Source organism: Paraburkholderia flava (assembly GCF_004359985.1).
GTDB classification, from domain to species: domain Bacteria; phylum Pseudomonadota; class Gammaproteobacteria; order Burkholderiales; family Burkholderiaceae; genus Paraburkholderia; species Paraburkholderia flava.
Genome location: NZ_SMRO01000001.1, coordinates 1475620 through 1490981 on the forward strand (window position 1 = coordinate 1475620; position 15362 = coordinate 1490981).

The 15362-nt window shown below is 64.2% G+C and carries 11 protein-coding genes; 7 read left to right on the top strand and 4 right to left on the bottom strand.

Going from position 1 to position 15362, the window contains the following annotated elements:
* Positions 1-64: 64 nt before the first annotated feature.
* A complete protein-coding gene (locus E1748_RS31430; RefSeq protein WP_166653510.1) occupies positions 65-220 on the bottom strand; it encodes a hypothetical protein in 156 nt (51 codons plus the stop codon).
* A 332-nt stretch (positions 221-552) separates the two neighbouring features.
* Between E1748_RS31430 and katG the strand changes: the two genes are divergently transcribed.
* Complete coding sequence (gene katG, locus E1748_RS06510) at positions 553-2727, top strand: catalase/peroxidase HPI (RefSeq protein WP_133647267.1); 2175 nt, start codon at positions 553-555, stop codon at positions 2725-2727.
* A gap of 128 nt (positions 2728-2855) precedes the next feature.
* Here the strand turns inward: katG and E1748_RS06515 are convergent, their stop codons facing one another.
* Both E1748_RS06515 and E1748_RS06525 read right to left on the bottom strand, forming a co-directional pair.
* Positions 2856-3383, bottom strand: coding sequence for a LysR family substrate-binding domain-containing protein (locus E1748_RS06515; RefSeq protein ID WP_240766370.1), 528 nt, complete (start codon positions 3381-3383; stop codon positions 2856-2858).
* Positions 3384-4071: 688 nt separating this feature from the next.
* Positions 4072-5088 (bottom strand): LacI family DNA-binding transcriptional regulator, encoded by a 1017-nt coding sequence (locus E1748_RS06525; RefSeq protein ID WP_133646297.1) that lies wholly within the window; start codon positions 5086-5088, stop codon positions 4072-4074.
* Positions 5089-5327: 239 nt separating this feature from the next.
* Between E1748_RS06525 and E1748_RS06530 the strand changes: the two genes are divergently transcribed.
* From E1748_RS06530 to E1748_RS06555, 6 genes are all read left to right on the top strand, one after another.
* Complete coding sequence (locus tag E1748_RS06530; RefSeq protein WP_133646298.1) at positions 5328-6479, top strand: ABC transporter ATP-binding protein; 1152 nt, start codon at positions 5328-5330, stop codon at positions 6477-6479.
* Positions 6480-6577: 98 nt separating this feature from the next.
* A complete protein-coding gene (locus tag E1748_RS06535) occupies positions 6578-7870 on the top strand; it encodes an ABC transporter substrate-binding protein (protein WP_240766372.1) in 1293 nt (430 codons plus the stop codon).
* A 103-nt stretch (positions 7871-7973) separates the two neighbouring features.
* Positions 7974-8879, top strand: a complete 906-nt coding sequence (locus tag E1748_RS06540) for a carbohydrate ABC transporter permease (protein WP_133646299.1) — start codon at positions 7974-7976, stop codon at positions 8877-8879.
* Positions 8880-8884: 5 nt separating this feature from the next.
* The gene (locus E1748_RS06545; protein ID WP_133646300.1) at positions 8885-9736 is read left to right on the top strand and encodes a carbohydrate ABC transporter permease; all 852 of its coding nucleotides are present in this window, start codon (positions 8885-8887) and stop codon (positions 9734-9736) included.
* A gap of 72 nt (positions 9737-9808) precedes the next feature.
* Positions 9809-11782, top strand: a complete 1974-nt coding sequence (locus E1748_RS06550; protein ID WP_133646301.1) for a beta-galactosidase — start codon at positions 9809-9811, stop codon at positions 11780-11782.
* Positions 11779-14226, top strand: coding sequence for a beta-galactosidase (locus E1748_RS06555; protein WP_133646302.1), 2448 nt, complete (start codon positions 11779-11781; stop codon positions 14224-14226). The genes E1748_RS06550 and E1748_RS06555 overlap by 4 nt, the downstream gene beginning before the upstream one ends.
* A gap of 161 nt (positions 14227-14387) precedes the next feature.
* On the opposite strand, the gene E1748_RS06560 is transcribed toward E1748_RS06555, so the two are convergent.
* Complete coding sequence (locus E1748_RS06560) at positions 14388-15314, bottom strand: LysR family transcriptional regulator (protein ID WP_133646303.1); 927 nt, start codon at positions 15312-15314, stop codon at positions 14388-14390.
* Positions 15315-15362 lie beyond the last annotated feature (48 nt).

Below are 15362 nucleotides of genomic sequence, written 5' to 3' on the forward strand. Positions count from 1 at the left end.
TCCTGAATTCTTCGCAGCTGGCTGGACCGACAAGGTTTAGAGTCTCTGGAAAAGCCGGAGCGATTCAGTTCGTAGCCTGGGCGAGTTCCACACGCGTCACGAAATCAACCTCCCAAACGTCGAGAATCTGAGGAAGATTCAGGGTCGAGAAAAGAACATCCGTTCTCTCCAGACCACGCAGGCTGGAAAGAGGATGCTCGACGTTTGCGTTACGCATCATCAAGATTCCTTTGTTGAGTGAGCGGCCAAATGAGCGGCCAGGTTTTCTCAAGCCGTATTGTTCTGGAATCTCCCGCACGCGGTAAAGCGGGTTTGCGTTCAGATGTGATGTCGGTTTGGAATGAACTTTGTAGCCAGGTTGGCTATCATCGTCGTGACGGCTCTGGTGAAAATGGCTGGTCAGGCCGAGGTTTTTCCTGTCTTTTTCCTGTCTTTTTCCTGTCGATGCGGATCCTTTTCGATCGAGCAGGATGTCATTCCACGCAGCGGTATCTCCAGGCCCAGGCATGGAAAAGTTGCACTGCCCCCTTCCCCCACACGAATAGAGTGAACATGAGCACACCAATCGATACACCTACCCCCGACGACGCAAAATGCCCGTTCCACGCCGCGACCACGCCGATCGCCGGCGGCGGCACCGCGAACCTCGACTGGTGGCCTAACCAGCTGCGCGTCGATTTGCTGAACCAGCATTCCAACCGCTCCAATCCCCTCGGCGAGAACTTCAACTATCGCGACGAATTCAGGAAGCTCGACTACAGCGCGCTCAAGGCCGACCTCAAGCAAGTGCTGACCGATTCGCAGGAGTGGTGGCCGGCGGATTGGGGCAGCTATGCAGGCCTCTTCATCCGCATGGCATGGCACAGCGCGGGTACCTACCGGATGATCGATGGCCGCGGCGGTGCCGGTCGCGGTCAGCAGCGCTTCGCGCCGCTCAATTCCTGGCCGGACAACGTGAGCCTCGACAAGGCGCGCCGTCTGCTATGGCCGGTCAAGCAGAAATACGGCCAGAAGATCTCGTGGGCCGACCTGATCGTGCTGGCGGGTAACGTGGCGCTCGAGAACTCGGGTTTTCGTACCTTCGGTTTCGCCGCCGGCCGCGAAGATGTGTGGGAGCCGGATCACGACGTGAACTGGGGCGACGAAAAGAAGTGGCTCACGCACCGCAATCCGGAGACGCTGGCGAAAAACCCGCTGTCGGCCACGGAAATGGGCCTGATCTACGTGAACCCGGAAGGCCCGAATGCGAGTGGCGATCCGGCCTCGGCCGCGTCAGCCATCCGCGCGACGTTCGGCAACATGGCGATGGACGACGAGGAAATTGTCGCGCTGATCGCCGGCGGTCACACCCTCGGCAAGACCCACGGTGCCGCCCCGGCCGAAAATGTGGGCAAGGACCCGGAGACGGCGTCGCTGGCGGAGCAAGGCCTCGGCTGGACCAGCACGCACGGTAGCGGCGCTGGCGCCGACGCGATCACGTCGGGTCTCGAAGTGATCTGGACGCAGACGCCGACGCAGTGGAGCAACCACTTTTTCGAGAACCTGTTCAAGTACGAATGGGTGCAGACACGCAGCCCTGCCGGCGCGATCCAGTTCGAAGCGAAGGACGCGGACGCGATCATCCCCGACCCATTCGATTCGTCGAAGAAACGCAAGCCGACGATGCTGGTCACCGACCTCACGCTGCGCGTCGATCCCGAGTTCGAGAAAATTTCACGCCGCTTCCTCAACGATCCACAAGCATTCAGTGAAGCGTTCGCGCGCGCCTGGTTCAAACTGACGCACCGCGACATGGGACCGAAGGCGCGCTATCTGGGCCCCGAAGTCCCGGCCGTCGATCTGCTCTGGCAGGACCCGCTGCCGGCACCGGCTCACCACCCCAGCGCCGCCGACATCGCCGATCTGAAGGCGAAGATCGCCGGGGCCGGTCTTTCGATAAGCGAACTGGTCTCGGTGGCGTGGGCGTCGGCTTCGACGTTCCGCGGCGGCGACAAACGCGGCGGCGCAAACGGCGCGCGGATCGCGCTCGCGCCGCAGAAGGACTGGGAAGTCAACCAGCGCGTGGTCAGCGTGCTGCCGAAGCTGCAAAGCATCCAGCAGGCGTCGGGGAAAGCGTCGCTGGCCGACGTGATCGTGCTCGCCGGCGTAGTCGGCATCGAGCAGGCGGCAGCCGCGGCCGGCGTCAAGGTTGAGGTGCCGTTCGCAGCAGGCCGCGTCGATGCTCGCCAGGACCAGACCGATCTCGAATCAGTGGGCGTTCTCGAACCGCTCGCGGATGGCTTCCGCAACTATCGCCGCATGCAGGACGGTCCGACGACCGAGACCATGCTGGTTGACAAGGCCCAGCTGCTCACACTGACAGCACCGGAAATGACCGTGCTGATCGGCGGCCTGCGCGTGCTCGGCGCAAACTTCGACGGAAGCCGCCATGGCGTACTGACCGACCGGGTCGGCGTGCTCAGCAACGACTTCTTCGTCAACCTGCTCGACATGCGTAACGCCTGGAAGGCCACCGATGCGACGGGCGAGGTGTACGAAGGGCGCGACCGCAAGAGCAGCGAGGTGAAGTACAGCGGCACCCGCTCGGACCTCGTGTTCGGTTCGAACGCGGTGTTACGTGCGCTGGCCGAGGTGTATGCCAGCACCGACGCCAATCAGAAGTTTGTCGAGGACTTTGTCGCGGCCTGGACCAAGGTCATGAACCTGGACCGCTTCGACCTGGCCTGAGGGTGATCTGAGTCATGCCCCGGCGAGTGGTTTGCAATGCACGCCGGGGCATACTGTGCCGACCTTGATATCGGCGAGATTAATGTCGGCATCGCGAGCGTTCGTTAAGGCGCTCGCTTGCGAATCAGTCAGACCTTGACACCGGCCAGTTGCAGAAATGCGCGCTCGTGCGGAGTGCTCTTCGCAGCGCGAAAAACAAGCCACATTGCAGACCTGGCTTCCTTCTCGCGCAGGGTCCGGTAGACGACCCCACTAGCCTCGATTCGACTGAAAGACTCGGGAACGAGCGCCACGCCCAGGCCTGCGGCGACAAGGCCCACCATGGTCGGCGCAAATAGCACTTCCTGCACCACTCGCGGCACAAAACCCGCACGCCGGCAGAGGCTCATCACCTGGTCGTAAACTCCCGTCCCGCTCTCACGCGGGTACATCACAAACGATTCGTCCGCAAGCGACTTGACGGACAGTGCGCCCGTCACTTCCGAACACGCATGCTGAGGCGGTAGCGCCGCGACAAGCGCATCTTCAAACAAGCGAGCAGCCCCAAGTGCTGGCGGCAAATCAGGGGCGTCAGCGCCACGTATGAAGGCAGATTCGAGGCGGCGTTCGAGCATCGCAGTCAACTGCTCCTGCGTGGTTAGCTCGGTGATGCGCAAGCGAACGCGAGGCCACTCTCGCCGATAACCTCCATCTGTGCATTCGCGACGCAATCATTGGCGCTTGTCTCCTTGCCATTTCTACTCGAAGGAGCTCTGGCAATCCCGGTGACAGGAACAGGCTTTATTCTCGCCACGTGGCCCTTACTCGTCGCCGTGATGGCAGTTGTCGTTGCGCCGCTTAGCGACAGGTATTCGTCTGGAATCCTTTGCAGTGTCGGCCTCGTAGTCTTGACTGCAGGCATGTGGTCGTTAGCAACCCTGCCTCACGGCGCTTCTCAGGCAAACGTCGCCATTCGACTCGCAGTTTGCGGAATTGGGTTCGGTTTTTTTCAGTCTCCGAATATGAGAGAGATCATGAGTAAAGCCACTGACAAACGCAGCGGTGGCGCTAGCGCTGTGGTCGCCATCTCGCGCCTGATGGGACAGACTAGCGGCGCCGCTCTGGTTGCTCAGTGCTTCGCCTGGCGGCCCGTTGCCGGACCGCAGATGGCGCTTTGGCTCGGTGGCGCGTTCGCGCTGCCTGGATGCGCATTTAGCGCTATGCGTCTGTGGCGACCTGGCGCACGGGGCGTAGGTGTCGAACCGACACCATGACATACCCCCTCTACCTGGTTCGCGAACTTGCCGTATTCAGGTGAACTCGTTCGTAGACCTGGCCAGCGTCTAAAAGACGCCAGCCATGCCGCTACCGTCGCTCGGTCGTCGACTGGCGGCGCACGAGTACCGGCTTCGGCGCCGTGAGCGCGATCGGCTCGGATCGCGACTGCGGCGACTCGATCAGACGGATCAGCAGATCGATCGAGGCCTGCGCGATCGCGTCCGTGTTGATTGCGACGGTCGTGAGCGACGGCCGTACCTGATGGGCGAGCTGGATGTCCGTGATGCCGATCACGGAGACGTCGTCCGGCACCTTGCGTCCGAGCGTCGCGAGCGCCTGCAATGCGCCGATCGCGAGCAGGTCGTTGGTGGCGAACAGCGCGCTCAGATGCGGCGCGCGCGCCATCAATTCGAGGCAGGCATCGAAGCCCGCATCGATCGTGTCCGGAATCTCCAGCACGGCGGCATCGTCGGGCTCGATGCCCGCCCCTCGCATGACCTCGCGAAAACCCGTCGCGCGTGCGTCCTGCAGTCCCCCGCAACCGTCGCCGACCAGCATGCCGATGTCGCGATGCCCAAGCTCCAGCAGATGCCCGGCCGCGAGCGCACCCGCGTGCGCGAAGTCGACCGCGACGCATGGCAACGCCGGCAGCCGCTCCGGGTGTTCCCACAAGCTCAGCACGATCGGCGCACCCACCGCCGCCGATTCGCATAGCTCGTTAATCGCGAGATCGGTGTTCAGCACCAGCACGCCTTCAGCCAGCGTGCCGGCAATCTGCGTCAGATAGGCGCGGCCCGTTTCGGCGACGTCGTCGGTGTTGCAGACCATCAGGAAGTAACCCGCGCGGCGGGCAGCCCGCTCGGCCGCGAGTACGAACTCCGGATAGAACGGATTGGCGATGCTGGAGAGCATCAGCGCGAGCGTGGATGAACGCCCTTCCGCGAGCGCACGCGCATTGAGGTTCGGCCGGTAGCCCAGTTCACGGATCACGCGCTTTACTCGATCCGCAGTTTCGGGCCGCACCTTCTCCGGATTGCGCAACACGTTCGAGACGGTGGCGGCCGTCACCTTCGCGCGGCGCGCGACATCGGTCAGCGTGACCATGCCCGCCTCCGCGTGCGAACCGACGCGCAGCACGCGTCATGTCCCATATTCAGGGACTGCAAATCAAATGTTGCACATCGTTCGCCGGCTTTGATAAGTTTCATGGCAAATACATAGGAGACGGACATGCGGCAGTCAACAGCCAGTTCGAAATTTAAACGCTTAAACCCAGTTAGCGCAAGCCTTTGCGCGATTTTTTTCGCGCGAAATTTAAGCGTTTAAATCCAGGGGAAAACACCATGTCCGCCATTTCCTTGACGCGTATCCGGAAGCAGTTCGGCACGAACCCACCGGTCATCCGCGATCTCGATCTCGACATCGGCGCGCACGAATTCTGCGTGTTCCTGGGGCCGTCCGGATGCGGCAAATCGACGTTGCTGCGCATCGTCGCGGGACTCGAAGACCAGACAGACGGCGAGGTGCGGATCGGCGGCCGTTCGATGGACGGCGTGCCGGCCGCCGAACGCGGCGTCGCGATGGTGTTCCAGAGCTACGCGCTGTTTCCGCACATGTCCGTGTACGACAACATGGCGTTCGGCCTGAGGCTCGCGAAGACCCCGAAGCAGACAGTCGACGAGAAGGTGCGCGAAGCCGCGCGCGTATTGCAGCTCGACGCGCTGCTCGAACGTCTGCCACGCGAGCTGTCGGGCGGTCAGCGGCAGCGCGTCGCGATCGGCCGCGCGATCGTGCGCGAGCCTGGCGTGTTCCTGTTCGACGAGCCGCTGTCCAATCTCGATGCCGCACTGCGTGGCCAGACACGCATCGAAATCGCGCGGCTGCATCAGCGCTTCGCACAGGCGAGCGTCGTCTACGTGACGCACGACCAGATCGAAGCGATGACGCTCGCCGACAAGATCGTGCTGCTGCACGCAGGCACCGACACGCAGCGCTTCGGCAGCGTCGCGCAGATCGGCGCGCCGCTCGCGCTCTACCACCATCCGCGCTCGCGCTTCGTGGCGAGCTTCATCGGCTCGCCGCGGATGAATTTCATCGACGGTGAAGTCGATGCCGTCGCGGACGGGCATGTGCGCGTGCGGGTGCGAGGCATCGATGCCGCAGCGCCACCGCTGCAGGTCGACGTGGACGGCGGGCAACTCACGCGCGGCCAGCCCGTGACGATCGGGATCCGTCCCGAGCATCTGTGCCTCGACGGCGACACGCAGACGCTCACGGTCGAAACGTTGCTCACCGAGCAGCTCGGCGAGCACAGCTATCTGCATGCGGGCTACGCGGGCGGCACGCTGATCGCGAAGGCGCCGGGCAACGTCGCGGTTCGTCCGGGCACGCGGCTCGCGCTGCGCATTCCGGCGCACGCGTGCCATCTGTTCGACGAGAACGGCATCGCGCTGCCGCGCAGCGTCGCGATGGAGCAAGAGGCAATCGCGCTGTAACGCGAGATTCCGTAGCCGGCCGCAGAGCCGGTGCGGTCAGTCGGCAAACCGTCTGCACGATGCGGGCGGCCAACAACGCAGTTCAAGGAGACAACACGATGATCATGCAGCAATGGAGCCGCATCGGCAGGATTGCCCGGCTCGCCTCGTTCAACCGGCGCTCGGTCGGCGCAGCGGTCGCGCTGTCGGCGGCGCTGCTGTCCGGCTTCGTCGCCGACGCGCAGGCGGGGACGCTGAGCGTCAACGTCTCGGCGCGCGGCAACCAGCGCTCGACCTGGCAGGATGCGTTCGACAAATTCCAGAAGGCGAACCCGGACGTCACGCTCAAGGTGACCTACGTCACCGAGGAAGCGTACAAGGTGCAGATGAGCGGCTGGCTCGCGACCGATCCGCCCGACGTCGTGTCGTGGCACGACGGCGAGCGCATGGCCTACTACGCGCAGCGCGGCCTGCTCGAAGACCTGTCGGGCGACTGGGCAAAGAACGGCTGGGACCAGCAGTACGCGTCGGTGAAAGAAGCGTCGACCTGGCAGGGCAAGCAGTACGCCGCGCCGCTCGGTTACGACGCGTACGGTTTCTTCTATCGCAAGGACCTGTTCCAGAAAGCCGGCATCGCGAGCGAGCCGAAGACGTGGGACGAATTCCTCGATGCCTGCAGGAAGCTGAAGGCGGCGGGCATTCCGCCGATCGCCGTCGCCGCGCGCGATAGCTGGACGCTCGCCGCGTGGTTCGACTATCTGGACCTGCGTATCAACGGCAACGCGTTCCATCAGCAGTTGATGGCCGGCAACGTAGCGTACACCGACCCGCGCGTGAAGAAGGTCTACACGACGTGGAAGGTGCTGATGGACAACCACGATTACATCGACAACGCGCTTTCGTACGATCTCGACTCGATCGCACCATTCCTCACCACCGGCAAGGCCGCGATGATGCTGATGGGGACGTTCTTCTCCGCCAGCATCCCGGACAGCATCAAGCCGCAGATCGGCTACATGCGCTTCCCGGTGATCGATCCGAAGGTGCCGATGGCCGAGGACGGTCCGGTCAACGTGCTGCTGATTCCCGCGAAGGCGAAGAACAAGGCAGACGCGCGGCGCCTGCTCGCATTCATGGAGACGCCTGCGATCAACGCGGATCTCGCGCGCGGCTGGGGCCAGTTGCCGTCGAACAGCAAGGCCGCGGAACCGGAAGACCCGATCTCGAAGATCGGCTTCCAGACGCTCGCCAGCACGACGGGCGGCATCGCACAGTTCTACGATCGCGACATGACGAAGGAAATGGCCGACGAAGGCATGAAGGCGATGCAGCAGTTCTACAACGATCCTTCGCAACTCGACTCGCTGCTCGTGCATCTCGAAGCAACCCGCAAGCGCATTTACCACAAGTGATGGTTCAACGCGGGGCCGCGGCCCCGCGCACAGCGCCGTGCAACCGGGCGGCGCGACCCATGCGCCGTCCGCCGCGCGGACGGCATCGAACGAGGTCTTCGCCATGTCCACGTCCGTCGCAGCGCTGCCTTCGGCACGCAGACGCCGATCGTCTTCCGCCCGCGCACGCAACCGCGCCGCGTTCCTGTTCCTGTTGCCCGGCTGCGCGCTGTTTGCGCTCTGCGTGATCTATCCGATCGTCAGCAGCATTTCGCTCAGCTTCTACCACTGGGACGGCATGACGCCGAAGAGCTTCGTCGGCTTCGCCAACTACGTCGAGCTGTTCCAGTCGGACACGTTCTACGTCGCGCTGAAGAACAACCTGATCTGGCTCGTGCTGTTCCTGCTCGCGCCACCGCTCGGCCTCGCGTTCGCGCTGTACCTGAACCAGCAGGTCAAGGGCATGCGCATCGTGAAGTCGCTGTTCTTCGCACCGTTCGTGCTGTCGGGCGTGGTGGTCGGGCTCGTGTTCAGCTGGTTCTACGATCCGGCATTCGGTCTGCTGAAGCTGTTCGTCGGCCACGGCATTCCGGTGCTCGGCGACCCGCACACCGCCACCTTCGGCATCGTGTTCGCGGCGCTCTGGCCGCAGACGCCGTACTGCATGGTGCTGTACCTGACCGGGCTCACCGCGATGAACCCCGAAGTGGTGGAAGCCGCGCGGATGGAAGGCGCGAAAGGCTGGCGGCTGCTGTGGCACGTGATCCTGCCGCAACTGCGCCCCGCCACGTTCATGGCGGTCGTGCTGACCGTGATCGGCGCGCTGCGCAGCTTCGACCTGATCGCCGTGATGAGCGGCGGTGGTCCGTTCGACAGCTCGACCGTGCTCGCCTATTACATGTACGACCAGGCGATCAAGTACTACCGCGAAGGCTACTCGGCGTCGATCGCCGTGGTGCTGTTCGCGATCATGCTTGTCTACATCGTGTTTCATCTGCGCCGGATGCTGCGCGAAGAACGCCGGAGCTAACCATCATGTACCCCCTTCCCGTCGAACGCTGGAAACCCTGGAACCGCGCGCTCTACAAGGCGTCGCTGCCGCTCGCGCTGTTCGTCTGGCTGCTGCCGATGCTCGCCGTGCTGCTCACGTCGATCCGCTCGTCGAGCGAGCTTGCCGAAGGCGACTACTGGGGCTGGCCCAAACACTTCGCGCTGCTCGACAACTACGGTACGGCACTCACGCAGACGCCGATGCTCCACTACTTCGCGAATAGCGTGCTGATCACCGTGCCGTCGGTGCTCGGTGCGATCCTGCTTGCGTCGATGGCCGGCTTCGCGCTCGCGACTTACCGTTTTCGCGGCAACCTCGTCGTGCTGTTCGCGTTTGTCGCCGGCAACTTCGTGCCGGTGCAGATCCTGATGATTCCGGTGCGCGACATGGCGCTGAAGGTCGGCCTCTACAACACCGTGTGGGCGCTGATCATTTTCCACATTGCGTTTCAGACCGGCTTTTGCACGCTGTTCCTGCGCAACTTCATCAAGCAGTTGCCGTTCGAGCTGATCGAAGCCGCGCGCGTCGAAGGCGCGAACGAATGGACGATCTACGCGCGCATCGTGCTGCCGCTGATCCGGCCGGCGCTTGCCGCGCTCGGCATTCTCGTTTTCACGTTCGTGTGGAACGACTACTTCTGGGCACTGTGCCTCACACAAGGCGACGACGCGGCGCCGATCACGGTCGGCGTGGCCGCGCTGAAGGGCCAGTGGACCACCGCATGGAATCTGGTCGCGGCCGGCTCGGTGCTGGCCGCCCTGCCCTCGGTGCTGATGTTCTTCGCGATGCAGAAGCACTTCGTGGCCGGCCTCACCTTCGGTGCGAGCAAAGGCTGAACAGACGCTCAGCGCATTGACACCGCGCGCCCCTTCAGCGCGCCCTTTTACTGAACCCTGGACGAATCAAGCATGCACTTTGGCGTTTGCTACTACCCCGAACAATGGCCCGAGACGATGTGGGCAGACGACGCCCGCCGGATGGCCGAGCTCGGCATCACGCACGTGCGGATCGGCGAATTCGCGTGGAGCCGGATGGAGCCGCGCGCCGGCGTCTTCGAATGGAGCTGGCTCGATCGGGCAGTCGATACGCTCGCTCACGCGGGCCTGAAAATCGTGCTCGGCACGCCGACGGCATCACCGCCGAAGTGGCTGATCGACGCCGCGCCCGACATGCTGCCGGTCCGCGCGGACGGCACGCGCCTGAACTTCGGCTCGCGCCGCCACTACGACATTTCGAGCGAACGCTATCGGGCCGAATGCCGGCGCATCGTCGAGGCGATGGCGCAGCGCTATGGTGCGCATCCTTCGATCGTCGCGTGGCAGACCGACAACGAGCTGGGTTGTCACGATACCGTGCCGAATTATTCGGATGCGGCACGCCGACGCTTCCACGCATGGCTCGCACAACGCTACGGCACGATCGACGCGCTGAACCAGCGCTGGGGCACGGTGTTCTGGAGCATGGAATACGCGTCGTTCGACCGCATCGAACTGCCGACCCTCACGCCCACCGACGCGAACCCGATCCACCTGCTCGATTTCCGCCGCTTCATGTCCGACGAAGTCGCGAGCTTCCATCGCGAGCAGGTCGACGTGCTGCGGCAGCACGCGCCGCATGCGGACATGCTGCACAACTTCATGGGTTTCTTCACCGCGTTCGATCACTACCGCTTCGTCGAAGGCAACAGCGTCGACGTCGCCGCGTGGGATAACTATCCGATCGCGCGCACGGAAGTGATCGACCTCAGCGAAGACGACAAGGCACGCTACGCGCGCACAGGACATCCCGATGTCTCCGCGTTCGATCACGACCGCTACCGCGGCATCGGCCGCGGCCGTTTCTGGGTGATGGAACAGGGCGCGGGTCCAGTCAACTGGGCACCGTGGAATCCGGTACCCGCGCAAGGCATGGTGCGCCTGTGGGCATTCGAGGCCTTCGCGCACGGCGCGGAACTGATGTCGTATTTCCGCTGGCGGCAGGCGCCGTTTGCGCAGGAGCAGATGCATTCGGGGTTGAACCTGCCCGACAGCACGCTCTCGCCCGGCGGTCTCGAAGTGGCGCGCGCCGCCCGCGAGATCGCACAAAGCGACGCGCTCGGCGCGCTGATGTCGAGCGGCCCTGCCCCGCAGGCGCAGGTCGCGCTGGTGTTCGATTACGAGACGCAGTGGATGTTCGAGATCCAGCGTCACGGGAAAGGCTTCGACTATCAGACGCTCGCGTTCGAGTACTACCGGACGCTGCGCGAGATGGCGCTCGACGTCGATATCGTGTCGGCGCACGATGACCTCAGCGGCTACCGGCTCGTCGTGGTGCCGAGCGTTGCCGTGCTGCCGGACCACTGGCCGCACACGATCGCGCACTCGACTGCTCAATGGGTGATCGGGCCGCGCAGCGGCTCGAAGACCGAGGACTTCGCGATCCCGCCGCAACTGCCGCCCGGCGCGCTGCAGAACGTGCTGCCGGTGAAGGTGCTTGAAGTCGAATCGCTGCGCCCCACGCTCAAGCCGGCGACCACGCTGGACGACGTCGATGGTATCGCGCTGCACTGGCGCGAGCATCTGCATGCAGGCGACGGCGCCGAGGTACTCGCGCGCTTCGACGACGACTGGCCGGCCGTGGTCGCGCGCGGCAATCTGCGCTATGCGGGCGCGTGGTTCGATGCCGGCCTGCATCGCGCATTGCTGGAAGGCGCCGCGCGCGACGCCGGCCTTGCGGTCGCATCGCTGCCGGAAGGACTGCGGCTGCGCCGCCGTGGCCCCGTGACGTTCGCGTTCAACTTCGGCGCGCGCGCCGTCGATGTGCCCGCGCCTTTGCATGCCCGCTTCGTACTGGGCGAGCGCTCGCTGAAGACGGCCGACGTATGCGCGTGGATCGACGCATGACGCTGCCCACGAACGATCGCGCGCCGTCGACGGTCCTGCGCGTCGACGCCCGCCGCCACGCAGACGCACCGCTGCCCGGCATGCTGACGATGGGCACGAACGTGACGCCCGACGGTCGCGAGATCGGCATCAACCACCGCTACCTGACGCGCGACGGCAAGCCCTGGCTGCCCGTGATGGGCGAATGTCACTATGTCCGTGTGCCGGACACACAGTGGGACGATGCGCTCGCCGGCATCAAGGCGGCCGGCGTCGATATCGTTTCGTCCTACGTGTTCTGGTGTTTTCATGAAGCACGCGCCGGCGAGTTCGACTGGAGCGGACGACGCAACCTGCGACGCTTCGTCGACGCATGCACGCGACACGGCCTGCTCGCTTTCGTGCGGATCGGTCCGTGGGTGCATGCCGAGGCTCGCTACGGCGGCCTGCCCGGCTGGATCGTCGACCAGATGCCGTCACGCTGCGACGACCCTGTCTACCTCGATTACGTGCGGCGCTTCTATCAGGAAATCGCGGCACAGCTCGACGGCCTGCTATGGAAGGACGGCGGTCCGGTCATCGGCGTGCAGATCGAGAACGAATACAACCTGACCGGCCCGCAGCAGGGTGCGCAACACATCGCGACGCTCAATCGGCTCGCGCGCGATGCCGGCCTGGATGTGCCGATCTATACGGTCACCGGCTGGGACAACGCCGTATTTCCGCACGACGAAGTCACGCCGGTATTCGGTGGCTATCCGGATCTGCCGTGGAGCGCATCGAGCGAAGCGGCGCCGCCCAACGAAGTCTATGGCTTTCGCTTCACGAGCCGGGTAGGCGGCGATCTCGGCGCGCAAACCCACAACACCGGGCCAGGCGATGTCGACGCGGTTGCCGCCCAGACGCCCTTTCTCGGCGCCGAATACGGCGGCGGCGTGCCCACCATGTATCGCCGTCGCCCGGTGCTCGATCCCGACGACGTCGCAGCGATGCTGCCGGTCCAGCTCGGCTCCGGCGTCAATCTGTACGGCTACTACATGCTGTACGGCGGGCGCAATCCGCCGGGTGAACGCAACGGCCACGAGTCGACCGCAACCGGCGGCTACAACGATCTGCCGGCCGTTCACTACGACTTCCAGGCACCGTTCGGCGCGAACGGCGAGCCTCATGCAGTGCTGGGCAAGCTGCGACCGTTCCACCTGTTCCTGCAGGAATGGGGCAGCCTGCTCGCGACCTGCGCGGTTCACGCGCCCGCGCAACTGTCGAACGCCGCCGACGATCTCGACACGCCCCGCTTCTCCGTGCGTGCCGACGGCAAGCGCGGCTTTCTGTTTTTCAACAGTCACGTGCGGCAGCATGCGATGGCCGCGCAACGCGGCGTGCGCTTCGAGATCGAACTCGCGACGCGAACGATCTGCGTGCCCGCGCAGCCGGTCGACCTTCCGTCCGGCGCGTATTTCATCTGGCCGCTGGGCCTCGCGCTCGAGGACATCGCGCTGCGCTATGCGACGGCGCAACCCGTCACGCGGCTCGCGACAACGGACGGTGCGACGTATGTGTTCGCCGCGACCGACGGCATCGCACCCGAGTTCGCCATCGAAGCGTCGACGGTCGCCGGCCTCCGCGATGCGACGACTGGCGATCCGCTCGCGACCAACGCACTGGATGGCGCGCTCATCCTGCGGCCCGATCCCGGCAAGTCAATCGTATTGACCAGTGCGGGCGGCCAGCGCGTCACGCTGATCGTACTCACGCCACGCGACATCGTGCGTATGACGGTGCTGCCGTTCGACGGTCAGCGCAGGCTCCTGCTCACGGATGCGCATGCGTTCGAACGGGATGGCAAGCTCGTGCTGCGCTCGATCGGCGCGCCGTCGTTCGAGCTCAGCGTGTACCCGCCGCTATCTAGCAGTCCCGACGCATCGCACGCCATCGACGACGTAGCGTCCCATGACCTGTTCCAGCGCTTCAGGGTCTGTGCGCCGACCGTCGCCTGCGACGTGCGCGTCGAGCCGATCCGCGACGCCCGGCCGATGCCCGCGATCGCGATCGGCGGTCCCGCGAACGCGGCGCTCGAACCGCCGCTGGAAGCGTTCGGCAACGCAGCGGCATGGCGCATCGAATTGCCGCAAACGGCACTGGATGCGCCCGGCTTGAGCAACGCGTATCTGTCGATCCGCTATGCCGGCGACATCGGTCGGCTGTTCTCGGGCACCACACTGATCGACGATCATTTCTATACGGGCCTCCCGTGGCAGATTGGAATCCGCAACGTCGCGATCGATCCGGCGCAACCGTTGACGCTGACCGTCCTGCCGCTGCGCGCGGATGCGCCGATCTATCTGGACTGCCGCTATGACCCGCGTTCCGATACGCGCGAAACGCACGAAACGCACGAACAGATCGCCCGCGTGGAGAGCGTCACGTGGGTGCCTGAATATGAAACGACGCTGTCGCCTGGCTAGCGAACGCCTCGGGCCCGATCCAGCTGCGGATGGTGCGCTCGTCAGGTGGTGCCGATTTGTCCGTGATCCTGTCGCCGGTTTGAGGAGGCTGTTTCATGTGGCTGTCCTCTGCCTCTTGATGGACGGAATGCTTTCGATGGGCGTCGCTGCCGCACCCCCCATCATTCGATACCGATCTGCCCACGATCGTTGAACTCGCGAACAAGAGAACGCAGCGCACCGACCACGCTTTCGACGATGCCGGTCGGCGGTGCCTTTTCGGCCCACACCAGCCCCACGTCCATCGACGGCACCCCGGTACCCAGATCGCGGCGCAGGATGCGCCGGCCATCGAGCGACCAAGGCCTATACACCAGGTCCGAGAGGATCGATACGCCGTACCCCTGCGCGACCAGGCTGCGAATCGATTCGATCGAACTGGTGCGAAAGTGAACGACGGGCGCGAGCCCCGCAGCACCCCAGTAGCGCTTCACGGTTTGCACGTGCTCGTCCATGTCGAGCAGCAGGAAGCGCTGGCCGCGCACGTCGTCGAGTGTGATCGACGGCTTGTCGAGCAGCGGATGACCGGGACTGACCCATAGCCTGCGCGTCGAGCGCAGCAACGTGTGCGACACCAGTCCGTCTGCCATCAGGTTCGAGACGAGCAGCAGCGCCAGATCCAGTTCGCCTTTCAGCAGCTTCTTTTCGAGCATACGCCGCTCGCCTTCGATCAGCGTCAGGTCGAGGTTCGGAAAGCGTCTCGACAGTGTGCTGGCGACCGACGGCAGCAGATAGGCCGAGATCGTTTCGGTCACCGCGAGGCGGATCTTGCCGCTGGCCTCGTCCGGTAACGTGCGCGCTTCGTGCAGGGCATCGTCGGTCGCGTTCAGTGCGCGCTGCGCGTGCTGCAGAAAACGTTCGCCTGCATCGGTCAGCCGCAATCCCTTCGCATGCCGCGTGAACAGCGGCGTGCCGACAATCGCTTCCAGATTTTTCAGCGCAATGGTCAGCGACGACTGCGATGCATTGCATCGCTCGGCGGCCTTCATGACCTGTCCGGTCTCGGCGACCGCGACGAGATACTCGATCTGACGCAGGGTAGGCTTCATTTAGAAAACCAATAATGCAAACTATATTGTTTATATTAGTAATAAAGA